18 protein-coding genes are annotated in these 24,500 nt (G+C 46.6%); 5 read left to right on the plus strand and 13 right to left on the minus strand.

The features are described from left to right. Positions 1-85: 85 nt before the first annotated feature. The 3 genes from V3851_RS03945 to V3851_RS03955 all read right to left on the minus strand — a co-directional run bounded on the left by V3851_RS03945 (position 86) and on the right by V3851_RS03955 (position 4,032). Complete coding sequence (locus V3851_RS03945; RefSeq protein WP_331845166.1) at positions 86-1,507, minus strand: ABC transporter substrate-binding protein; 1,422 nt, start codon at positions 1,505-1,507, stop codon at positions 86-88. 35 nt (positions 1,508-1,542) lie between these two features. After that, positions 1,543-3,015, minus strand: a complete 1,473-nt coding sequence (locus V3851_RS03950; protein ID WP_331845167.1) for an ABC transporter substrate-binding protein — start codon at positions 3,013-3,015, stop codon at positions 1,543-1,545. A gap of 243 nt (positions 3,016-3,258) precedes the next feature. After that, positions 3,259-4,032, minus strand: coding sequence for an NAD-dependent epimerase/dehydratase family protein (locus V3851_RS03955; protein ID WP_331845168.1), 774 nt, complete (start codon positions 4,030-4,032; stop codon positions 3,259-3,261). Between the two features lie 182 nt (positions 4,033-4,214). Here V3851_RS03955 and V3851_RS03960 point away from each other — a divergent pair, with 182 nt between their 5' ends. From V3851_RS03960 to V3851_RS03970, 3 genes are read left to right on the plus strand one after another with little or no spacing between them, the layout of a single operon-like run. Beyond that, on the plus strand, positions 4,215-5,117 hold the full coding sequence (locus V3851_RS03960) for an ABC transporter ATP-binding protein (protein ID WP_331845169.1): 903 nt from the start codon (positions 4,215-4,217) through the stop codon (positions 5,115-5,117). Continuing rightward, a complete protein-coding gene (locus V3851_RS03965) occupies positions 5,092-6,705 on the plus strand; it encodes an ABC transporter permease (RefSeq protein WP_331845170.1) in 1,614 nt (537 codons plus the stop codon). Before V3851_RS03960 ends, V3851_RS03965 begins: the two co-directional genes overlap by 26 nt. A gap of 32 nt (positions 6,706-6,737) precedes the next feature. Continuing rightward, complete coding sequence (locus V3851_RS03970; RefSeq protein ID WP_331845171.1) at positions 6,738-6,989, plus strand: hypothetical protein; 252 nt, start codon at positions 6,738-6,740, stop codon at positions 6,987-6,989. A gap of 109 nt (positions 6,990-7,098) precedes the next feature. Here V3851_RS03970 and V3851_RS03975 read toward each other — a convergent pair whose 3' ends face one another. Continuing rightward, positions 7,099-7,977 carry a helix-turn-helix transcriptional regulator gene (locus tag V3851_RS03975; protein ID WP_331845172.1) on the minus strand — a complete coding sequence of 293 codons (879 nt, stop codon included), beginning with the start codon at positions 7,975-7,977 and terminating at the stop codon, positions 7,099-7,101. A 218-nt stretch (positions 7,978-8,195) separates the two neighbouring features. Between V3851_RS03975 and V3851_RS03980 the strand changes: the two genes are divergently transcribed. Both V3851_RS03980 and V3851_RS03985 read left to right on the plus strand, forming a co-directional pair. Further along, positions 8,196-10,580 (plus strand): hypothetical protein, encoded by a 2,385-nt coding sequence (locus V3851_RS03980; protein ID WP_331845173.1) that lies wholly within the window; start codon positions 8,196-8,198, stop codon positions 10,578-10,580. 17 nt (positions 10,581-10,597) lie between these two features. After that, complete coding sequence (locus V3851_RS03985; protein WP_331845174.1) at positions 10,598-11,992, plus strand: MFS transporter; 1,395 nt, start codon at positions 10,598-10,600, stop codon at positions 11,990-11,992. Positions 11,993-12,092: 100 nt separating this feature from the next. Here V3851_RS03985 and V3851_RS03990 read toward each other — a convergent pair whose 3' ends face one another. The 9 genes from V3851_RS03990 to V3851_RS04030 all read right to left on the minus strand — a co-directional run bounded on the left by V3851_RS03990 (position 12,093) and on the right by V3851_RS04030 (position 24,383). Continuing rightward, positions 12,093-12,575 (minus strand): PTS sugar transporter subunit IIA, encoded by a 483-nt coding sequence (locus V3851_RS03990; RefSeq protein ID WP_331845175.1) that lies wholly within the window; start codon positions 12,573-12,575, stop codon positions 12,093-12,095. A gap of 15 nt (positions 12,576-12,590) precedes the next feature. Then, positions 12,591-14,471 (minus strand): oxidoreductase, encoded by a 1,881-nt coding sequence (locus V3851_RS03995; RefSeq protein ID WP_331845176.1) that lies wholly within the window; start codon positions 14,469-14,471, stop codon positions 12,591-12,593. A 21-nt stretch (positions 14,472-14,492) separates the two neighbouring features. Next, positions 14,493-15,917 carry a 6-phospho-beta-glucosidase gene (locus tag V3851_RS04000; protein ID WP_331845177.1) on the minus strand — a complete coding sequence of 475 codons (1,425 nt, stop codon included), beginning with the start codon at positions 15,915-15,917 and terminating at the stop codon, positions 14,493-14,495. Between the two features lie 23 nt (positions 15,918-15,940). Then, entirely contained in the window at positions 15,941-16,975 is a 1,035-nt protein-coding gene (locus V3851_RS04005) for a LacI family DNA-binding transcriptional regulator (protein ID WP_331845178.1), read from the minus strand. An 87-nt stretch (positions 16,976-17,062) separates the two neighbouring features. After that, the gene (locus V3851_RS04010) at positions 17,063-18,466 is read right to left on the minus strand and encodes a PTS transporter subunit EIIC (protein WP_331845179.1); all 1,404 of its coding nucleotides are present in this window, start codon (positions 18,464-18,466) and stop codon (positions 17,063-17,065) included. A 294-nt stretch (positions 18,467-18,760) separates the two neighbouring features. Then, complete coding sequence (locus V3851_RS04015) at positions 18,761-20,542, minus strand: extracellular solute-binding protein (protein WP_331845180.1); 1,782 nt, start codon at positions 20,540-20,542, stop codon at positions 18,761-18,763. A 105-nt stretch (positions 20,543-20,647) separates the two neighbouring features. Further along, positions 20,648-21,535, minus strand: a complete 888-nt coding sequence (locus tag V3851_RS04020; RefSeq protein WP_331845181.1) for a carbohydrate ABC transporter permease — start codon at positions 21,533-21,535, stop codon at positions 20,648-20,650. A 33-nt stretch (positions 21,536-21,568) separates the two neighbouring features. Further along, on the minus strand, positions 21,569-22,528 hold the full coding sequence (locus tag V3851_RS04025; protein ID WP_331845182.1) for an ABC transporter permease: 960 nt from the start codon (positions 22,526-22,528) through the stop codon (positions 21,569-21,571). Between the two features lie 175 nt (positions 22,529-22,703). After that, positions 22,704-24,383, minus strand: a complete 1,680-nt coding sequence (locus tag V3851_RS04030; protein ID WP_331845183.1) for an extracellular solute-binding protein — start codon at positions 24,381-24,383, stop codon at positions 22,704-22,706. Positions 24,384-24,500 lie beyond the last annotated feature (117 nt).

The following is a 24,500-nucleotide window of genomic DNA, read 5'->3' on the forward strand; positions in this document are numbered from 1 at the left end:
TGCACGATTTGTTTTAAAATCTCACGGAAATGGAGGATCCAAAATAGAATCAAAATTTAGCTGGATTGATTAAAAAACTAGCGTACTATTTAACGGACTCCATTAATTTCATTTCAGTTACAGATTGATCAAGCACCGTTTGCGCTTCGGACTTTATTGTTGCTACTGCTTCATTAAGGGATTTTTGTCCTTTCTCTACAAGTTCTAGTTCTCGACTTAAGATCGCAGCAAAATCGTTGAAGAATTGATCAGGTATCTTGTACCACTCATCACTACGCTTTAGCAATTTTGATTTAAGTTGATAGAACGGCTCTAAACTGATTCCTTCATAGTCAGGCATAAATCCTGATCGACTTAATAACAGTTGCTGACCTAACAACAATTCATTAGATTCGGAGCTGGCACGAGCATAATCTTCACTGCACACATATTTAATAAATTCCCATGCTGCATCTTGATGGACTGATGCTATATTAATAGCGAATATATCACCTGGAGTTACATAGGTTGATGTAGGATCAAGGGGATCGACGGGTCCAGCGGCAATACCGAGTTCAAAGGGTACATAATCATTCATATCATTCTTGAAATGATCCATAAGCGCTAGCGATGTTACAGATCCAATATGTATAGCAGAACGCCCCATGAGAAATTGTTGGCTATCATAAAACTCCTCTTTCGTTCCACTGGTGAATAATTCATCCATAGAATTAAAGATAGCTCCCGATTGGTCAGCTTCGATAGCGGTCTGAAGCACTTTCTTCCACGCATCTGTATCTATGGTCACCTGCATCTTATCTGTATTCACGATCGACAATCCTTCAGCCCGGCTCATCTTGTCAATCAGTGTAACTAGATCCATGGGGGCTTCATACACATCTCCACCGCTATATCCGTAAACTCGGGTCTGTTCATCCCCTTCCGTAGGAAAACGACGGGCAAGATCAAGGATGTCGTACCAACTCAGTCCATCAGATGGAAACTCTATGCCATACTTCCTAAACAGATCCTTATTATAAAATATCGCCTTGCTCGAGAACGACGGAGTAAGGCCATACAATTGACCAGCGCCTATTTCTCTAAGTTGATCAACAAGACCGGGAACGAACCCATCCAGATTATAGAAATCTCTAGTCTTTAGCGAATCAAGTTCAGCCAGTATTCCATCGTTAATTTGGTTTTTAAACTGATGAGCATCAAGAATCAAGATATCCGGCTGTTCTTCCCGGATAAACTGTGCATACACCTCTTCCTTCGTCTTGTCCCCCATATCCTCGTAAATATCCGCATCACTGATTACTTCCAATTGGATATGATCATTAAGCGTGGTGAACCCATCTCCATATTGCTTGTAGAATAATTCCGAATCATGGTAGATGACCTTTAGCGCGGTCGTCTCTTGATTCTCGTTCGGTTCAATCGGCCCCTTGGATTCACTTGTACAACCTACTACTAACAGGCAACTGACAACAAGCATCATAACTACTTGCAACCACGTTCTGTTCATCATCGACTCCTATCTCTGCTTAACATGCAGCATAGTCATTTAAAAGGTACCGTCTTAAAATCATCCCAATTGATGGTCATGTCTGTTGTCAGGCCATTGTCCGGCTTTAAATCCCCATTTTCTCCATTAACTTTCCTGGCAAGGACTTCTTCATTAAGGGCAGCTTGCGCATCTCGTTGAATCGTCTGTAGTGCGTCATCCAGGGATTTTCGAGACTCCTCTACTTGGGTCAATTCACGATAGATAATCTCCCCATATTTTTCTTTGAATTCATCCGTAATAATATTATCATTAGGATCATCATAGTAATTACTCGGCGGCACTGAGGTTAAGTGATAGAATCCATCCAGGTTAATTCCATAAAAATCGCTTGTTTGACCCATGCGTGAAGGTATTCCATTGTCAGGCCTTCTCGCCAATTTGCCTGCAACCTCATCACCCTGCATAAACTTCAACAATTCCCATGCAGCACCCACATTGGAGGAGTTAGCACGAATCGCATATACATAATCATTATTCAAGTTCAGATCTCTTGTTATTTCTCGGTTAGATGGATCCGCTGGACCTACCACCATCCCTACTCTAAAGGGTTTAACCCCTGATTTACCACTTTTTATATAGTCAAGTACACTATATGCCCAGCTAGGTTCTTCAGCGATCAACATTGCTTGTCTTCCCATAGCAAAAGGTTGCTGTTCATTGAAGTCTTCATCCGTGTTAAATCCACCTTTGTGCAGGGCATTCGTTGATAATGCCGCTTGAGCTTGTTCGTACGCTTGCTTCCAACCTTCTGTATCCATTGTAACTTGCATTGTATCAAGGTTAACTGCCTTTAATCCCATAGATAAACCGATCCTCACACCTAGCTCATCTAGAGGGTTTTCTTTGTTTAACCCAAAACTCGTGAACCCGCCGTATATCCTGGATTGCTCATCTCCACCAGTGGGAAATTGTCCTGCTAAGCCGATAAGTTCTTGCCAAGTCATTCCATCGTGTGGCGGCTCAATTCCATATTGATCGAACAGGTCCATATTGTAAAAGATGACTTGTCGCTGGAATGTAGGCGCAAAACCATACAACTTTCCACCGCCTTGCTCCCTAAGTAAGCTAGTGATTGAAGGAAAAATTGTTTCGATATTGTATTGATCCCGCGCTACTAACGGGTCAAGATCTAACAAGAACCCTGCTGCTGACAACAGTTTATAGTCATAAATACTTAGCTGAAGAACATCCAGTTGTTCTTGTTCAATAGATTGTTGGAGAGCTTGCACATAGTTCGGAGCCGTCTTCTCAAGTTTTATACTTTTGGGTCTAATAAGCTCAATCTTAATCGAATCGTTCTGGGCATGGAACATATCACCATATTGATTATTAAAGTATCTGTTTTCTTTGTCGTGAGTCATCACCTTCAACTTTACAGTGTTTGCCGCCGGCAAGCTTGTACAACCTAGTAATCCGAGCATGAGTGAAGCTATAAGTAACATTAATGTTAGTTTCAACTTATGCAAACTGACCACCTCTTATTTAAAGATAGCTTGAGTATAGTACCCCCTTCCAATTTTTACAACTCCGACAAAGTTAAGAAGCCACCCTCATTTTGTGAAGGTGGCATGCCATTTCTTTACCCTTCTATAACTCCTTAACAGCGAGACTGTCTCAGCAGTCTTAATTGCTTCCTACTCCCTATGGAAGATTTTCCCCACATGTACTTAAGATAAACAATTCATCTTTAACAAAAGCCCATTTGCTCCTTACTCTTGTCCGCCTTGGTAAATGGTCTCATCCTGGCGTATCTTGCGTCCCGCCGCCTTGGCTTGCTCAAGCAATTCGGTCGCATCATCCTGGGGTTTGTATCCGATAAGTTCCTCCAGATAATCAATATTATAATAATTGTCGCTGTTGGCGGAGGTGCCGTACAAATTCAAATAGGCCATCTTTTCATCCGCTTCAATACAGCAAACAACCAGCTGCAGCATATCCCGTTCGGAAATCCAGATATGCCCTGCCCGCTCCGAATGAGGCCGGTCATCCCCCGGGAAATTGCCGATTCTGATATTAAATGAAGAGAGTTTACCCTGATCCGAGTACAATCGTCCCAGCAGCTCGATGTAGCATTTGCTTAGTCCATAGAAGCTGTCCGGGCGGTAAGGGTCCATCGGGCCCGGTTTCTCGTCCGTTCTATAGTAACCGGTAGCATGATTGGAACTGGCAAAAATAACGCGCCGCACGCCATTTTCCACCGCCGCCTCAAATAGCTTATATGCCCCGCTCACGTTGCCTGACAGCACTTTTCCGAGGAAGTCTTCGTTGTCCTTGATCCAGGCGAAATGAAGAACGGTGTCGACTCCCTTTGTCAGTTCCAACAGCCGCGCTTCATCCGCTATATCCAATTTAACGATCCCTTGTGCTTCATCAGCCTCAATATCCGCTCCAATTACGTCATACCTGTCGTCTTGTTTCAGACCCTTGTAGAGTACATTCCCAATTACTCCGGCCGCCCCGGTCAGTAATAGCTTTCTGCCCACTGGCTACCAACCCCTTTTCCGGCTAATGAATTTGCTCGTTGTAAATTATTTACCCGCTTGAAAGGCGATATACCTGTGATGCGCTTCTTCTTTTATAGACAAGTAAGTAAGCAAAACATATAATCGACTTACAATTATTTACTTTCCAAAAATTATATTTGTTTCCTTAAGGAGGCACGGGAATGCTGCTCAACATTCAACAAGTTAGCAAGCAGTACAGGAAAAGCTCATGGGCATTACAGGATATAAACCTGCAATTAAAACCAGGAATTGTAGGTTTACTTGGACCCAATGGAGCAGGTAAATCTACTCTGATGCGAATTCTTGCAACCATCTCGCAACCTTCGAATGGAAAAGTGAATTGGGACGGGACGGATATTCGTAAAAAACCCGATGAATTGCGTCGTACCCTCGGATATTTACCTCAAGATTTTGGCGTATACCCACAATTGAACCCCGTAGAATTTCTCGAATATGTTTCCGCATTGAAGGGCCTGGACAGCAGTAAAATCAGACCACGGATATTGGAAATACTTGAGCTGTTAAATTTACACGATACTTTAAAACGCCCGATCGGCAGCTTCTCAGGAGGGATGCGCCAGCGAATTGGAATTGCCCAGGCATTGCTCAATGATCCCAGACTGCTTATCTTTGACGAACCGACCGTAGGCCTTGACCCAGAAGAACGGGTTCGCTTTCGTAATCTATTAACGGATTTATCAGGGGAAAGAATCATTATCCTTTCTACGCACATTGTATCTGATGTAGAAGCAACCGCCGATCAGATCGCCATTTTATCGAAGGGTCAATTACTAACTAAATCATCCCCTTCAGAACTCCTACATAAAGTACACGGCAAGGTGTGGTCTGTTGTCATTGCGGATCATGAGCTTCAAGAAGCCCGCTCCAAGTGGACAATCAGTAGCACCATTCGCCGAGAGGACGGCCTGCAACTTCGCATTGTTTCCGATCAACCGCCGCTGCCCGGCTCCATTGAAGTATCTCCAACCCTAGAAGATGCCTATTTGTACATTAAGAGTACCCAGGAGGGAACTTACAGTGGAAGTATTCCGCACAATATATAATATTGCAAAAGCTGATCTTCTTGAGAGGATTAGACGATTTTCGTTTCTGGTCATTTTGGGGATTATGATCATGGTGGCCTACTTCTTTGTTCCGCCTGCGGATGGCGGTTATGTGACGCTTTATCTGGATTATTATCGCGGGATCTACAATTCCGCTTGGGTAGGAGCATCGGTTGCCATTTCTACTACACTATTCCTTTCGCTGTTTGGATTTTATTTAGTAAAAAATAGTATAAAGCGTGATGAACAATCGGGTTTCGGGCAAATTATCGCGGCAACCCCCGTAAGTAAGCTGAAATATTTGATTGGTAAAACAATAAGCAACTTTGCCGTTTTGTCCATTATCGTCTTTGTGGTTATTTTAATGGCGATAATTATGCAACTGGTACGCGAAGAGGTTATGAAGATTGAATTATGGGACTTGATATCGCCGTTCCTCTTCCTGACTTTTCCAACGCTAGCCGTCGTTTCCGCTCTCTCCGTTTTATTTGAAACATGCAAGCCTTTAAAAGGCGCGCTCGGAAATGTGATTTACTTTATCATTTTTATCGTATACGTTACTTGCTCCAGTTACATCCCCTATGGGACCGACATCATTACAGACAGAATGGTCAATGATCTTACCGCGCTGGAGCCGAACTTTTCAGGTTCATACGGCATAGGTATCCTGACTCTCGGCGAGAAACCTATTCAGCTATTCGAATGGCAGGGCATACAATGGACAGAATCGTTAATTGGACAGCAACTAATACTTTTCCTTTATGCCTTCCTGCTGGTATTAGTGGCTGCTGTAATCTTTCGTCGCTTCCAGGAAGTCCCCTATGCAGTTGATAACGACCAGGAAGAATCCGCAACCCCTTTGGATGAGGCAATTCAAGGCATGAATTTAGGTAATAAAATTTCGGACTCTGAAGTCCGTGCAGCGACACTAACACCGGTAACCGTTCGTGAATCCTTCTTGCCGCTGGTATTTGCCGAATGGCGTTTAATGATGAAGGGTATTGCACCAGGTTGGTATATTGTGGCTATGATCTTGATCATCCTAGGTCTATCTATGCCGCTTGACATTTCGGCTCAATGGATGATCTGGCCCATTACTTGGATTTGGCCGTTAGTGTTCTGGTCCGGAATGGGGAATCGGGAATATCGCTACCAGACTTATTTTCTCGTAGCTTCGAGTCCGCGTTTTGTTTTCCGTCAGCTAACTGCCGTTTGGTTCTCAGGCTTGTTACTGACATGTATAACAGGGATTGGCATGCTGATTCGTTTTATTTTGGAAGGTGATGCCCCGCATGTGGCATATTGGATTTCGGCTGCCCTACTCATCCCTAGCTTTGGGCTTGCCACAGGGGTACTTACTAAAACAAACCGTACATTTGAGATATTATATATGATCATTTGGTACATAGGTCCAATTAACAAAATGCCTTATCTTGACTTCATGGTTACAACATCAACAGAAGGGACAAACTGGGTTACAGACATAGGAATAAACCCATGGATATTAAGTTTCACTTATATATTAATTAGTATCATATTATTAATCTCGGCATATATTTCAAGAAGTAGCCTATCACGTACTACTTAGGGAATATGAATATCGGAGGGAGGGATCGGACTATGAGTACAAGCTCATCAATTTCAAAGGCAGGAATTATTAAAATATTCGGTCTTATTGGACTTGCCATCGGGGTAATTTTCTTCATTCTTTCATTTGTCGGAGTAAATATTCCTATTGTCATCAACACAACCAGTTATGAAGGAATATACTCAGCCCTCATCATGTTGATTGGATTTCCCATTTTGTTACTAATCATTGGCTGTATCGTCTCTATCTTCGTTAGATCCTCCAGTAATAAACAATACCGTTAGATGCGATTTTTGCAGAGCACCCCACAGAATGACGCTGGAATAACCCCCTGTGGTTTATCCGGTGAATTTCTAAGGGGTGCTTTTTTGCCTGCAAAGAAGAATCAGAAGCTTAAGCTTGTGTCCCAATATGATTCTTCCGGTATTGAAGCGGCGAAATATCAAATTTCTGTTTGAACAACCGGGAAAAGTAGGGAACCCAGCGATAACCGCAAAGCTCTGCTATTTTCTGTATGGAATAATCCGTTTTAAGCAAGAGATCTCTTGCCCGTTCCAACCTATATTCCTTTAAATATTCCATGGGCGTGTAGCCGTAATGCTGCTTTAAATATTTGGCGATGGTATTCTCATGCAAATTAAATTTGGTCACCAAAGTTTCGTTAGTAATATCTTTGTTAAAATTCGCGCGAAGGAATTGTTCTACTTTTTCGGCGACCACAACACTTGAATCTTTCGCCTGATTTTGCCCGTCCAAGAGATTCAATAGAGAAAAAAAACGCTGTTGAATATCCCAAAATGTTATATTTGTATCTTTCCTTGTCGTACCTTCCAGCAGCTCTTGTATTTTGCGGTAAATATCGTCCGTATCAATGAGCTTACATTTCTTGGAGAGATGAATGGTATGAAATTTATTATGAAAGTGAAGCGAAGGAATCGGAATACCGGACTCCAGCGGTCTTGCTTGACTGCTTTGTTCATAGTTGCCCGTGACATAGACATGTATCCAATAAAATTTTGTTATTTCATCCGTCGGCTTTAGCGGATAATGATGCTTATGCGGCAGCAAGACCAACATTTCATCTTTTCCGACCGTATATTCCACCCCTTCCTCCACCAAGTACAAGGCTCCTTCTTTAACAAGAATAATGTCGAAATACTCCAGATTCTTTCGGTCGGGATGCAGAGCGCCTATGCCATACTCCGTGAAGTTTCCTTCAATAAATATGGGAAAAGGCGGAATCGCGATCGAAATCATTAAATCTCCATTCATTGAATGTCCCCTCCATTACTAAGACTTGGTATTCATAAAAGTGAAAATGTATAAAAAGGTATTGGGATCGTTTATTTTAATTTTGTTATTTTCTATTATACTTAATAGTAAGCGATTACAGTAAGCGCTTCTCAAAAATTTATTTCCTTTATTTTTCTTCACGTTTCTTTAATTATCTTCATATTTTACTGTTCCCATGAAACAAAGGAGGTTGCCATGTGGAGAACCGGAAATTTTTAGTTGATTTTAGCCCGAATGGAAATGTATCAAAACTGATTCTAAAGAACGACCCGCACCGGATGAATTGGGTTGTCGATGAGGATTATTTGGAAAGAGTACATTATGAGGACAAGGATAAATTATTCGGGAATTTTTGGATTGCTGTGAACGATAAAAAATATAGCAGCGATGATGTGGACGGAAATTTGAGTTTGTCCAAAGAAACGGCGATGGTAACCTATGTTTTTGACGAGGTGGAGATCATTTTTAATTACGACCTGAAACAGTCGGCGGACGCCTTGTTTTGGTCGATTCAATTAATCAATCGTACAAATCATGAAGTCTTGATTTCCGATTTTAGAGTCTGGTCATCATTTGCTTATGTGATGTACCGCATTAACGATTTGAACATTCAAACCCATCATTCAACAGCCGTGTTTCCATCCGTGTCGAAGAGCTTCACCAAATTGGCGTGTGTGAGAAGAAGCAATTCCGCTCCCCATTTGGGCCTTTATCAGCTGGATGGCGAAACCAAATCCGTCGGAACCTATTGCGAATACGAGAATCATTTTTTCGAAAACGTTTCCCCTTCATTGGACGGCATTTTGTTTCACCAATTGGTTTTGGCGGGCGGATATCCTCAAGGATTTACCAATTCCGATTGGATCTATTCCAAAGATGGATTCTCACTGACATCGAACGAAGAAAAGGCTTGGCGATTTGTGCTTGAGGAATTTGAGAATCAGGAAGATTTCTATCAGGTCGGCAAGAAATACGGGCATCCCGTATATCATTTTGAACCGCTAGCCATCATCCATCAGCCTTATGATTTCTCGTTTACTTTATCTTCCGATATTTCTTTGAAGGATGCTTACGTAGAGTACAAGGATGCGAATGAAGCCTGCAAGACGCAAAGTATAATGTCTTCCATGAATCGAAGTGAAAGCGGTTATCAAGCCGCTTTGATATTTAGGGAACCCGGTGAACATAAAATTTCCATCGAACTCGATAACGGAAAAATCGATAGCGTGGTTATTAATGTAATGCGTCCGATCCAAAACATCATCAACAATAGGGCGGAATATATCAGCAACGTGCTTTACAGCGGTGCCGAAGGAGAAGTTCCGCATTCCTATTCCCCGATTTCCAATCAAGGCGAGTCGTTGGGGAAGCTCAGTTTTGTTCTGAAAAAAAATTTATTGGGCAACCAACCTGATATCTCCGAAGTGCAAAAGGTGGAAGAAAGCTGCGTCAACTACATTCGCCCCAAATGGTTTGTGAATGGAGACTTTTCAAAGCCTTCCTTCCTTTACGGTGAATTCTACCGGTGCATGGATTTCGAATATATAGGTCATGTGTTCTATTTATTGTCGCGTTTTGACCCAAGCATATTGAAGCACAATAGCCCCGACACTTATTTGGAGTGGGCGGCGGAAGTATTCCGATTGCGGGTAAATCCCGACTTGCACCACACGGTTAGAGGAAAAGAAGAAGCCCAAATGCTGGGGACCTTCTTCTTATATATCGACGGTTTGCTGGAGGAAATAAAAAACCGGGGATTGGCGGATAAATATAGGGAAATACAAGCGCTATGGTACGATATAGCCGGAAATGTCGCCAAAGACAGCGACACTTATAAAGCGGCGGTAACCGAGCATTTTTACGATAATGCGGGATTCGGTCCGGCGGCAGGCGCACTTGCGAGCTCCGGTCATATCGAAGCGGCCGAAAAATACGGAGAATTACTGCTTGCCAACATCGGTTTCTCCAATGACTTCCGAGCGCAAAATCCGGACCGCTGGTGGGAAGCCCTCTCTTATATGATTCACTCCCTATGGGGCGGATTAACTGCGGCGGCTACACTAAAGGTATACGAGAAATTGCGGGATACCCGCTATTTAAAGGCGGCTTATAGAGCTACCGCAGGCATTTTATATTGCTACGATACGGACGCGAAAGCGACCGACCGGAGGCTGAATACCGGGGAAGCGGCATCCACCTATAGTGTCGGGGGCCCTAATATCAATCGTCCCGATTTATCAAGAAATCGGTTCGGACAATCCACCTTTTACCGGGATGGCGGAATTTTCTCGAAGCTGTTCAATAAGGAAGAAGAAACCGCCGACTGGGATATGGGAGAAGAACTTGCAGCATACCTCGATGGATTCGGTAAGAAAACCTTCCTTTATAAAGAAGGCGATCAAATCAAGGCGATCAATGGATGTATTGAACTTACAGAGCATGGCCTGTTAATTCGGAGTTACGCTCCGTATCCGACGGAATATCATTTTTATGATGCCGATGTTCACTATATTTCTCAAAACGGGGAAATCACAAACCAAATTCTTTATTCCAACGGCCGGTTTATTCCTTTTAAACAGTAGAGGAGGCACAACTAGAAATGGCAACTACGACTACTCCAGACTTTGACAAGAAGACGGACACCGATCCAAAAACATCGAAATTATCTTTAAAACGAATACTGGCGTTCGCCAGTACCGATACGGCGGGGAATTTGCTTTATTGTACCCTTACGAGTTACATCATGTATTTTTATACGGACGTATTTGGAATTTCCGTTGCGGCGGCAGGTATGATCTTGCTTATAGCGCGCTTCTTCGATGCACTGGACGCTCCGGTTTGGGGAATTGTTATCGATCACACGCGGACAAAATGGGGACAAAGCCGCCCTTACTGGTTATGGCTTTCCATTCCTTTCGGAATTTCCGTATTTCTGGCTTTTCTCGTTCCGGATTTATCGACAACCGGAAAAACAATTTATGCCATGGTAACCTATATTCTGGCCGGTATTATTTACACGGGCATCAGTGCTTCCATGTCGTCGGCGCTGCCGAATCTGACCTACGATTCCGATGAAAGAGTCCGGTTAAACTCCTGGAGAAGCAACGGAGGAATGATCGGGTATTTGATTACTGCTTCGTTTGCGCTCCCGTTGGTTGATTTCTTCGGTAAAGGAAACGATCAAGTGGGATTTAGCGTTACCGTAGGCATTTTTGCAGTCGCCGCTATTCTGCTTCTTCTGTTCGCTTTCGGCGGAACGAAAGAAATCGGTACGACACAGAAAGCCAAATCCGTATCTATACGTCAAAGCTTCCGCGCCATTAAAGGGAACTGGCCTTGGATTACGCTTGTTATCGTATTCATTTGTTATTGGATCGCCAACACGGCAAGATCGTCGACGGTGATCTATTACTCCGAGTATAATTTGGGACAAAAGAATTTGGCCGCTATATTAAACGGTCTTGTCGTTGTTCAAATGATCTCGATCACCGTGCTGCCCTATCTGGTCAAACGGCTTATAAAGTCCCATACGCAAATTATCGGATTGTCGCTGGCAGCCTTGGGCCAACTTATGATCGGGTTCGCCGGCAGCAACATCACGCTGATTATTATCGGATGGACATTGGCTTCGCTTGGAACCGGGATCGCGGTTACTTTGCCTTTCGCCATGCTTTCGGATACGGTCGATTACGGGGAATGGAAAAGCGGCATTAGAGCCAGCGGATTTCTGACGGCGGTCGGAATTTCATTCTGTATCAAATTGGGCTCGGGCCTTGGCAGCTTTATCCCTTCCATGATCTTGGATAGCGCGGGTTATGTGGCCAATGCGGTACAGACCCCTCAATCATTGGCCGCCATTAAATTTTGCTTCACCTGGCTGCCGGCCATCTTCTTCGCGGTCGGAGCGATCATTATGCTGAAGTATGTAAAATATGAGAAAAATGAAAGCAAGGTCAGACAGGAATTGGAAGCAAGATTGGGATCGAACGATTAATGCAGTATTATATTTGAAGGTCAATCCGTCCTTAACCGCAAACACCCCCATGCGTGAAAAGCGCTTGGGGGTGTTTGGGACTTGATTCTATTCTGATCGATTAATACGTCACTTTAATGATAGCATCCTTATGTGGATTAGAAGTATCCACCTGCTTGATTATCTCTTGACCCCCCGGAACAATGATGGGAGTTACAACGGGATATCCGGCTTCTTGAATGGCGGCAATGTCAAACTCCAGAAGCAATTGGCCTTTGGTGATCCGGTCTCCGCTCGAAGCATGGGCGATAAAACCTTCGCCTTTGAGCGATACGGTGTTCATCCCGACATGGATCAAAATTTGTACGCCGGAATCATGCTCTAGAATCATGGCGTGTTTGCTCTTCTCCATTAGATGAACAAGCTTGCCGGAGAATGGCGCTACGACCTTGCCTTCATGGGGTTCAATCGCAATGCCTTCGCCCATCGCTCTGCTCGAAAAGGCTTCGTCTTCAACGTTGTCCAAGGAAAGAATCGTTCCCTGAATCGGGGAAGCGATCTCTAGTATTGCGGGTTCCGCCGCTTTTTTTCTAAATCCGAACATATGGTTCCCTCCGGTCTACAAATTTTTCGCAATAAAGTATCCTTCTCGGGTTGCATCCATCACATTTCGTGGTTTATTGGCATCGCCGATTACAAACGTATCCGGTACGATGCCGTAAAATGTATCGATCAGTTGCGGGTTGGTTCTCATTCCTGTGGAAAGGATGACCGTATCGGCAGGAATTATGTGCTGTGCACCCTCCGCTTCAAATACAACACCGTTCGCGGTAATCTCCTGAACCTTCACGTTCAATTTGGTGTGCAGCGTCGGCTGCTTGTCCATGGCTTGACCCAGGGCGACGCGGTACAAGATGTTGCCGTTCTTGGCCAGAAGATTACCGGACTCCATGATGGTCACGTTCTTGCCGTGTCTGGCAAGCTCAATCCCCAGCTCACAGCCGGTCGAGCCCCCGCCGATAAGCACCACATCCTGGCCGATCTCCTCCATCCGGGTATACACATCAAGCGCACCGTAGACATGGTCTTGCTGCACGCCCTTGATCGGAGGTGTAAATGGATAGGCTCCGATAGCGATAATGATTGCATCCGGTTGCAATCCTTCGACAACTTCCCGCGTTGCTTCCGTGCCGAGCCGGACCTCCACCTTGGACTTGTTGATCTGAACGATCAAATACTTCATATAATTGTACAGGTCAATCTTGAGCTCTTCGTATTCAGCATAACGGAGCGCACCGCCTAAGGAGTTGCCCTTCTCCAGCAGAATCACCTCATGCCCGCGTTCCTCCGCCACCAGAGCAGCCTTCATTCCGGCTGGGCCACCGCCGATAATGACTACTTTTTTCGCTTTATCCGATTTTGGAAGCTGCAGCGGAACAAGGTCGTACCGCATATAACGCGGATTGACGGAGCAGCCGACATTTTTTCGTTCGGTTGAAATATGATAGCAGTATTGGCAGCGCAGGCAAGGTACGATATCCTCGTCCCGCCCCTCCTTCGCTTTCTGCGGCCAGAAAGGATCTGCGATCAACGGCCGGCCCAAAGCGACAAAGTCGGCTTTGCCTTCCGCGATAATGGATTCGGCCTCCGCAGGACTCATAATGGCCCCGACGACGGCGACAGGTATCTTCACATGGCGCTTCACTTCGGCGGCCCATTCCACATTCGGCATATGCTCCTTGAAGATAGTAGGCGCCATATGGACATTGCCTTCGTAATTGATATCCAGACCGGCTGAAATATGCACCATGTCCAGCTTATCTTCCACAATTTTAATAAACTCCAGCACATCTTTAAATTCGATCGAGCCGTTCACAATCTCCGAGGCGCTGATGCGCATATCGACGATGAAATCATTGCCGACGGCTTGACGTACACGATCGATGATCATCTTCGGGAATTTGATTCGGTTCTCGAAAGAACCGCCGTACTCATCCGTCCGCTTATTGAACAGCGGGGACAGGAACTCTGCCGGCAGCCAGCCGTGTGCAAAATGGAGCATGACTAGATCAAAGCCGGTTTCCTTGGCGCGCAAGGCCGTCTCCGCCCAGTCGTTGGCCACTTCCTCCATCATCTGCTCATCCATCGCCTTTACGATGGTTCCATCCGCTCTGACCAGGTCAACAGGCCCGATCGCATAATCGTCGACCCGTGCATATTGCCCGGAGTGGATCAGCTCCAGCGAAGCCTTGGCACCTGCCTGATGCGCAATGACGACTCGGTTGCGCGTAGCTTCGATCTGATATTTATCGAAAATGTATGGTTCGTCCGGCCGCGAGTAACTGGCCCGTTTGCGGCTGACATTAGCGCTTCCCGTAATGATGACGCCGGCGCCGCCAATGGCTTTATCGTTGTAAGGCCCTGCCGGCGTGGCGATGATGCGATTGTTGAACATAACATTTTTGATTCGGATCGGTTTGAACAAGTTAGGAAATTTCATTTCGGTTCCACTCCTTCTGCCTTAGAGTAACGTTTCCCCATTGGTGCGAATGACATTTTTGTACCACTCAAAGGACTTTTTGCGCTCACGCTGCAGCGTACCCTCGCCTTGGTCGTTACGGTCAACGTAGATCATGCCGTATCTTTTCTTCATTTCCCCGGTCGAAGCGCTGACTAAATCGATGCATCCCCATACTGTATAGCCCATAACATCTACTCCGTCGACGAGGATGGCCTCTTTCATCTGGGCGATATGCTTGCTTAAGTAAGCGATCCGGTAGTCATCCTGGATCGGCTCGCCCTCAACCTTGACGTCAATGGCCCCGAGTCCGTTTTCCACCACGAAAATCGGCAGCTGGTATCGGTCATACAGGTTATTCAGCGCTATGCGCAGGCCTACGGCGTCAATCTGCCAATCCCAGTCGCTTTTTTCCAGATAAGGGTTCACGATGCCGTCCAGCATGTTGCCTTTAACTTTAATTTTCCGTTCGGGGGTCGCGCTTGTCACCAGGGACATGTAATAACTGATGCCGATATAATCAACGGTGCCCGCCTGCAGGTCTTGAAGATCCTGTTCAGTAATATCAAGGACAATGCCGTTGCGGGCAAAATACTTTTTGGCCTTTGGCGTATAATAGCCTCTGACCTGGACATCGGAAAACAGATAGTGCAGATCCATGTTATGCATATTCTCCAGATTGTCCTCCGGCGAGCAGGTTTCGGCGTACGAGAGCGGGTAGAGCATCATCATTCCGATTTTAAGCTCCGGGTTAATGTCATGCCCAAGCTTGACGGCTTTCGCGCTGGCCACAAACTGATAATGCGCCGCCTGGTACAGCGTTTGGCTTCTGGAGTCGCCCTGCCCGGGCCGGATTCCCGCAGCAACCTCCGGGTTGAGCGTGATGACATTAATTTCGTTGAACGTCATCCAATACTTGACTTTGGTATGGAACCGCTTAAACAGCGCCTTGCACAAGTTTAGATAGAAGTCGATCATCTTCCGGTTTGTCCAGGAGCCGTATTTCTGAACTAAGTACAGCGGTGTTTCATAATGGGAGATCGTCACCACCGGTTCGATCCCGTACTTTAGACATTCGTCGAACAGACGGTCATAGAAGGCCAGCCCCTCTTCATTCGGCTCCTTTTCATCCCCGTTCGGAAAAATCCGCGTCCAATGGATGCTTGTCCGGAAGCACTTGAAACCCATCTCGGCGAACAACGCGATATCCTCCTGATACCGATGATAAAAATCGATGGCGTCATGATTTGGATAATAAACCCCTTCCTGAATCGTTTCAGTATAAAGCCTGGCTTCGCCATGCTTCCCTGCGGCGGCCACGTCTGCCGTGCTGACGCCTTTACCGCCAACATTCCATGCCCCTTCGCACTGGTTGGCCGAAACGGCGCCTCCCCATAGAAAGTCATCGGGCAGCTTTAGTTCACTCATACAGTTTCTCTCCCTCTCTCCTGCTAATTTCTATTTATGACCGAGCCTCGTTCAATAATTTCGGAGTATAAAATATTGCCTTTGTGCAGCTTCTTCAGCACTTCAGCCTTCGTTTTGTTTCCTTCCAATAAATCGATCAGTGTAACCGCGATCCGTTTCATGATCTTCTGCTGATGCAGATCGACCGTCGTAATCGGAGGCATGACCATTTTGGAAATCGGGTAATTGTTGTAGCCGACAATCGAAACGTCTTCAGGCACACGAATGCCGTGCTCCAAAAATTTGCGCAAACCGCCCACCGCCAGATCATCAGTCGCAAAAAACACAGCATCGACGGAAGCATCCGTAATTTTGCCGATTATTTTATCCGCGATATCATACCCGTGATCATATCCGTTGCCGCCCGCTTCAAAGATAATCGTCTTATTCAGATCAAGATGGAAACGCTTCAAACTGCGCAAATACCCCTGATACCGGTAATTGCTGCCCACGGAAGTTTTGCTGCCTCTGACAAAAGCAATCTTGCGATGCCCCTTCTGAATGAGGTAATCCGTAATATCCTCACCGACCCGTTCGTAATCCAGCGCAACATTTACCACAAACGGGTTTGTAATCAGATCCGGCGTGCGGCCCATCACAATGATTGGCATATTCCGACTGGCATAATCGTTGACGATTTCATCCGTGATGAATTTGGACATGCAGATAATGGCATCCGCCCGGTTCTCCGAGATAAACCGCTCTGCTGTAGCGGTATGTTTATTAGTGGCCGCAATAATTACCAGATCCATATTGTGCTTCAGCAGTTCGCTTTGGATAACCTGTAAGGAATCGGTGAAATATGGTCGCGTAGGGTTGTCGGTAATTAACAGGACAATATTGGTTTTCTTGCGCTGCAAATCCAACGCCGTACCGTTTTTGATATAATTCATTGCTTTGGCAGCTTCCCTGATTTTGGCTTTCGTCTTCTGGCCAATTTCCGGACTGTCGTTGAGCGCCATGGAAACCGTGGATACCGAGACTCCCAATGATTTCGCGATATCTTTTATTGTAGGCATGTATACCTTGCACCTCTCACTGATTAATCCACATCCCGCTCATTATACCATTATCCGGATTATTACGTCTTCTGCTCTGCCTTAATACTATTTGGAGAGTTTCTTACCAAACGATATCTTGTTGCTGCTGAGCAAGAGCGTAGCCATAAACGATACAACAAGGGTGACCAGAACACTAATAATGTACGTAGTTGCCGTTGGGGAAGACAGGAAAGCCGGTAATCCGAACAATCCGGTAAAGGCGAAATTGGTAATGTAGCTTTTGGTTGCGCCGAAAATAATGCCGCCCGCCAGACCGCCGAGCGTAAGCGAGATAAAATACTTCTTGTTCTTCATGACTACCCCGTACAATCCCGGTTCCGTTACGCCCGACAGGAAATTGACAAAGGCGGCGGAACTGGCGATCGTGCGCTCTTCCTTCGTTTTGGAAATGACCAGGACGGCGAGGCAGACGCCCAGCAGCGCGTAATTGCCCATACCGCCGGAGCCAAGTGAATATTCCATTCCGTGTTCGGCCAGATAGGACAGCTGCAGCGGCAGAATGACCCAATGCACGCCGAGCATAATGACATAAATGAACAGCGCGCCGAAGATCGCATTAAAGATGATAACATTGGAATTCAACAGGAATTGATAACCATCGGCAATCGCATTGGCGATAAAGCCGCCGACAGGACCAAATACCATCAATGTCAACGGAACCATGATTAGCAAGGACAACAGCGGAACCAGAATAAATTGCAGCGCTTTCGGCAAATAGCGTTTAAGCGTTTTATCGAGATAGGAATACGCCCATATCGCCAAAATAATCGGAATAACGGTACTGGAAAAATTCATTGCGGTAAACGGAATACCCAGAAAGTCGATCTTGTTCCCGGTGACAGTAATGCCCGCTATATTCGGTTCCATTAATGCGGCACCGATCGTCGCCCCTATGTAAGGGTTCGAACCGAATTTTTGCGCCGCCGTAAAAGCTAGCAAGATCGGGAAAAAGTAGATCAGCGCATTGCCGATTCCGGCCAGTATGAGGTACGTATTGTTGTCCGTTGTCAGGACATTGCTCTTCACCAGAATATCGACCAGACCTTTGATGATCCCCGAAGTGGCGAGAACCGGAATATACGGTGTGAAGATGGCGGAAATCGTGGACAGCAGTTGATCAAACCATGACTTCTTCGCGGCCTTTGTTTGTTTTGCCGTTTCTGTCTTGGCTCCGTTGCCCCGAACCTCTTCGGATGGTTCATCTCCGTCAAGCTGCGCCATTATTTCGGTATACATCTCATTTACTTGCGGACCGATAATGATCATGGTCTGCCCTTGTGCGTCCACAACGCCGAGTACTTTGGGAATCGCTTTGAGTGCGCTCCGGTCGGCAAGCGTACTGTCGTTTAATTCAAAGCGCAAGCGGGTTGCGCAATGAATCAAGCTCCCAATATTGCCCTTTCCCCCAACCTGTTTAATAATTTCCTTGGCTGTTTCTTTGTTGCTCATGCCGTCACCTCTGCAGGTTATAATTAGGCAAGCAAGAAGTTACTGAAACGTTACAGTAAAATACTAAAAAAAATCGTCTTTTCACTACTGAAACGTTTCAGAAATGTATAACAGTTTCAACTTCTCCTCACTTACATGACCAGTATATATACAAACGATAAGCTTGTCAATTAACCGTTTTCAAAAAATATTTATCGTGCTTTAATCAGCCCGATATCGTCCCGTTGGTAAATGTGGTCCTCCAAGAAAATTCCTGTACCGGCCTGAGCCGGCACAGGAATTCGGGAAATAAGCTTATCTGTATGGAAAAACCATCTTTTCGGCATTGCCGGCTTCATATGCAACCGCTTCGTCATAACCAAGGCCTTTGGATTTCGTAATCATCTCTTCCTTGAGCCTATTGAATTCATCCTCGTTTTTCGCAAAGATCATCTTCCATGAATACTCCTTGATAATCTTGCCGATACCATCGATCTTCTGCTGCATTTGGGCGGGAACCGTAGCCGGTGGTTCTGTCGTAAAGAACGGTTTCGAGACTTCAATCATATCGTTCTTTACAAAATACTCTCTTGCCGTCATGACCCCCATCGCTTCCCGCCAGCTTTTCGTTACCGGGTCGGGATCATGATTCAGCGTCGACGTCCACAGACTGTAGTCATAGGTTTCTCCTGTATCCGGGTTAATGTTTGTCAGCTTCAGGGTCGTATTATTGATCTGATTCGTACCGTCCTTAAATGTGCCTCCGCCGTATTCCGCCGGTACCGGCTCCGAGTTGGCAGGCAGCGCCTTCCAACCGTATTCCGTAACGAACGGCTTCCCGTTCTCGTCAATATCCCAGGCCAAGCCCTTCGGACCATAGTTCGATTCCATGACACCTTCCGGAGAATACAGCCAGCTCAGGAATTCCATGATGCGCTCAGGCTCCTTCGCTTTGGACCCGATGGCCCATACGCGATTCCCTCCGTACGGACTCTGCCCGTAAGAGGTGATCTTCTCGTCGGCAAACGGCACCAGAGCAAATCCTTTGCCCTCAGCTGTACGTTCTGGAGTGTTGTAAACATTATCAACCCATGGGAAGTGTGAAAACAACACTTGCCCATCCTTGATCTTATTGGACACGTCCGAGAATTTTTGCGTTAAAGAATCGGGATCGAGGAGTCCCATCTGATTCGCATCATAATAGAACCTCAGACCTTGCAGGTAATATCCGTCTTCATCAAGGACGCCCTGCCATTCATCTTTGTTCTGATGCGTCAGGATCAGCCCCGCCGGATTAAGGCCGTCCCCCTCATTGTATCCATGGAATTGAGCGATGACTTTGGCAAGGGTCATATAACTGCCGTCCCAATCGGACCAAAGCGAAATGCCGTAGGTCGGACGACCGTTTTCACTTTTCGGCTCGAGCTCCTGCATCTGCTTCAAGACCGGCAGATAGTCATTCAGTGTCTTGATCTCAGGGCTTCCAAGCTTCTGGTACAAATCCCAGCGGAGATTCGGCCCGTAATTCATGGTCGCCCCTTCGGAAGGACCTTCCCCTGTTCCAACGTCGAATCCGACTCCGTACACCGAAGTACCGCCGCCGAATTGCTTCTTGTTCGCTTCAATGGCCTCGGGAGCATTCTCCAACAAACCCTGGCCGTATTTGTTGAGCAAATCGTCCTTGGTCCAATCCAGGAGCAGGCCGGCTTTGATCGCGTCCTGATAATCCTTGCCGTTGGTACCGAACACAACCAGGTCGCCAAGATCGCCGGAAGCCATCATGGTAGCGACTTTTTGCTGTCCGCCCGCCAAGTTGGAAGCAATAATGTTAAGCTTAATATTGAATTTGTCCTTTACAAGCTTGGCAAACCATCCCGGTTGTTCACCGGCATAATTCGCCAGCATAGAGAACACGTCAATAGTCAGCTCTTTTCGCTCCCCTGCCTCGGAACCGCCGTTATCGCCGGTCTCGGAGGCACTATTTGCGCCGCCCGTAGCAGTATTTCCGCCGTTCTTATTGCCGCTACAAGCCGATGTAAATACGAGAACGGCACACATGAGCAGCACGATTGCAGACCCATACCATCTTTTGTTCATATTCCAAATTTCCTCCCCTTGTTCATACTCTTTGCTGAACTTTTTTACGGATAAACGATCATCAGCGGAAACACTTCACCCCCTTCAAGAGAAACCGCCGGCAGCTTAACCCTTGACTGCGCCTATCATAATTCCCTTAACAAAAAACCGCTGAAAGAACGGATATACGAACAGAATCGGCAACACAACAACCATGGAAACGGTAGTACGAATCGACGTCGGCGTAGCCATGTTGGCCAGGTCAAGATCCATCGCCCCAGAGGACTGCTTCATTAATTGCGCAATGGAGGTGGCCTCATTCATGTACCGGTATAAGATGAACTGAAGCGTAAACAGCTTCTGGTCCGTAACCAGAAACAACGTATCCGTAAAACTGTTCCACTGGGTCACCGACGAGAATATGGCAATGGTGGCCAGAATCGGTGTTATGAGCGGAAAGATGATGCTGGTGAAAATTTTAAAATAACCGGCTCCGTCAATTTGCGCGGATTCCTGCAGCGCGACCGGCGTAGACTCTACATAGGTTTTGACGAGAATGATAAAGAAGGGCTGAACGATGGTCGGCAGGACGTAGGCCAGGAAATTATTGGTCAAGCCCAAGTGCAGCATGGTCAGATACCAAGGAATCAGCCCGGCGTTGAAATACATCGTTATGACGAGAAAACGGTACCAAAATTTCCGTCCCCACATCTGCTTTGTAAACAAATACCCGAGGAAGGCGGAGGCGGCAACCGTCAACAGCGTACCGAGCAGGGTCCGGCCGAGCGATACCAGCGCCGCCTGCCCCAAGCCCGGAATTTTGAACACATCCAAGTAGTTGGTCAAATGCACCCCTTTGGGATAGAACATGACCAGCCCCCGGCTGCTTAAGTCATTGTCGCTGATCGTATTGATAAAAAGATAATAGAACGGAAATACGCAAATGAGCGTGATGATGGCAAAGACGGCATAATTGAAGAAGTGGAACCAGGAAAATTTTTCTTTGACAGGCATGAGGTCTCTACTCTCCTTTTCTGATCGGCCGGATTAAAAGATGCTGTCGCCGCGAATGACTTTGGATAGGGTATTGGCAATAAACAGCAAGAACAAGCTAACCAGCGACTTCAGCATACTGACAGCCGTCGCGAATCCGAAGTTGGAATTCGTCATCCCGATATTGTAGACATACAGGTCCAGGACCTCGATATGGTTGGTGTTCATGGCATTCTGGAATACGTAGAACTGCTCCATCCCGTTGTTGATGAAGTTGCCGATCGAGAGCAGCAGCAGGACGAAGAAGGTCGGCATCAAGCCGGGAACGGTGACGTGCCACATTAACCGGAAACGTCCGGCGCCATCGACTCTGGCCGCCTCGTAGATTTCCTGGTCTATCCCCGTAATCGCCGCAATATACATAATTGCGCCCCAGCCAAGCCCTTTCCATACACTCCACAACGTCATCGTCATCCATGTATGGTCGTCGGAAGCCAGGATATTCAACGGCTTGGAAACCCATCCCATATCCAGCAGAAAATTATTCAGGAAGCCGTTGTCGACCGAAAAAAGCATGAAAGCAAAGGAATATACAAGTACCCAGCTGATGAAGTTCGGCAGCGTTGTAAGCGTTTGTACAATTTTTTTGAACCGGGTGCTCCGCAGTTCAACCAAGAATACCGCAAAGATAACCGGTAATACCGAAGTCGCAATATTTAAGCTGCTGATGGCAAAGGTATTGCGCAGGACACGTATAATTTCTTGACGCTGAACTTCATTGGAGAACATGGAAGTGAACCAGTTAAAGCCTACAAATTCGGAAACGGAAAGCGGAATACCGGGCCGGTAGTCGTAAAAGGCATAAATCCAGCCATACAGCGGGAGGTAACAAAACAGGAACGCCAGAATCAGAAAAGGCAATGCCATCAGAAACAACTGGTACTTATCCTTGTTGTGGTACCTTTTCGATACTTTGGGATTTACCTTGGTTTGGCTTGCAGGGTTAATATCCATCGTTCAGCCTCCATACCTGAATTACATTTTATTGTATTTATGTTATATATTTACATCAGTTGGGCGCATAAAGGTGTATCCTAAAATCAGTTCCCTGTGATTTCAGGACCGACTGCGTTCCATGATTTAAAAGTCGACGCCGGAGCTGTGCCGGCGCCAATCGGAAGCGCCTATCTCAATGGATCTGTTGATAAACTTCACGGGTAATCTGCTCACCGCCTTGCCTGTTCCACTCCTGTACGAACTGGTCGAAGGTATCCAGAGGCGCGCCGCCCAGAATAATTTTCAGGAAGGTTTCATCTTCAAGCCTCTGCAGCTTGAACCACTTCGTTGCCATCGTCTGGGTCTGGGTATACGTAGCGCTGAATATTCCGTTAATCTCGTTATCGACGAGCGGCGCTCCGCCGACCAACAAGGCATATGCCCTTACCCACATAGCTCTGTCTGCTTCAGGATTCCAATGCTGAATGTCATACTTATCATAAGGCCCCAATTTGACCGGTCCAATATTCCGGATATCGGACTGCAGCATTTTGTATTCGGGCTGATCCAGGAAATCTTCCGCGGTTTTGGTTCCCGCAAGAACCTGCCGTATCGCCCGAACCTCAAATTCTGTCTCATCGGCCGGAGCGTAAGTCATTCGCAACGGATATTCGGTTGGCCCTCTTTCGGTTGTAAACGTTCCCCGGCTCTCCCCGAGAACTAGATTATTAAGGATAAGCATGGCCGCTTCAGGATGCTCATACCCTTTGCGGACAACGAGAAACTGATTGGTCGAGGCGCTCATGTGCGGACGGTATTGTCCGCCGGCATCCAGCGGAAGGGCATAGGCCTGCCAATTGGCATCCGGGTTATTCTTGACGGCATCGTCCACGGGCCCGTAGGGCGCCCACCATGGCGCAAAGAACATCCCCGTTTTTCCCTTCGCAATGGGGTCACCCGGATCTTCGCGCACCCCCGTTTCCGAATCGATCAATCCAGCCAGGTACATCTCCCTCAATTTTCCCAATGCCTCTTTAGTCTCCGGCTGAATTGAGCCATAGACCACCTCCCCGTTGTCTTCTAACCAGTAGCCCGGATAAGCATTATAAGCGGAGAAGATTCCGTCAAACCCATACAGATTGTTGGTCGACTGGAGGAAAGTGGCGTACAGCCTCCCCGTAGAGCTCGGGCCTGCCAGCCCGATCGTGTCCGCCTTTTGGTTGCCGTCCGGATCCTTCTCGACAAATGCACGGGCGATCCTCTCCAGTTCTTCCATCGTTTTCGGCGGCTCCAGATTAAGCATGTCCAGCCAATCCTTACGGATCCACAGGAGATGAATGCCATCCGCACGGAGCTGTACATTGGGAAGGGCCAGTATTTTGCCGTCGAACGTTACGCTGTTTAAGGCTTCCCCGTCCGTGCTGTCCACAATCCGCTTGATCACTGGCGAAGCATACTTATGGTAGACCTCCGTCAGATCGGCCAACTGATCGGCCTCAACCATTTCTTTAAGCTCTACAGCCCCGACAATCATCGCATCCGGCAAATCGCCGCTGGCAATGGCCAGGCTTACTTTCTGGTTATAATTGGCCGGTGAAGCCTTGAAGGAATAGTCGACGATAATATTCAAGTTATTTCTGATATTACGGGTATATTGATTGTCGAGAAGCGTTTCGCCCTCCAGCATGGATCTTGTGGATTCCACTGTCGTACCGATCCTGATCGTAACAGGTTCCTCATATTTTCCGGATGAATCGGGAAGCAGCCCGGAAAGATGTTGACCGTCTCCCGCGCCCGAATCTTCCGCGCTGCGGCATGCCCCCGTTAGCAGCATCACTACGATCAAAGCAGCGATCCCGTGTCTTCTCTTCATCTGACCTTCCCTTCTCTCAGTTACCTCACCTTATGATCTGAGTATACATGATATGAACTGCCGTTATGTCAGAAAGCGGCTTCGAATTCGGGTAGAAGAATGGAGGATATTTACCGG

Origin of the sequence: Paenibacillus haidiansis, from assembly GCF_036553665.1 — a bacterium.
GTDB lineage: Bacteria > Bacillota > Bacilli > Paenibacillales > Paenibacillaceae > Fontibacillus > Fontibacillus haidiansis.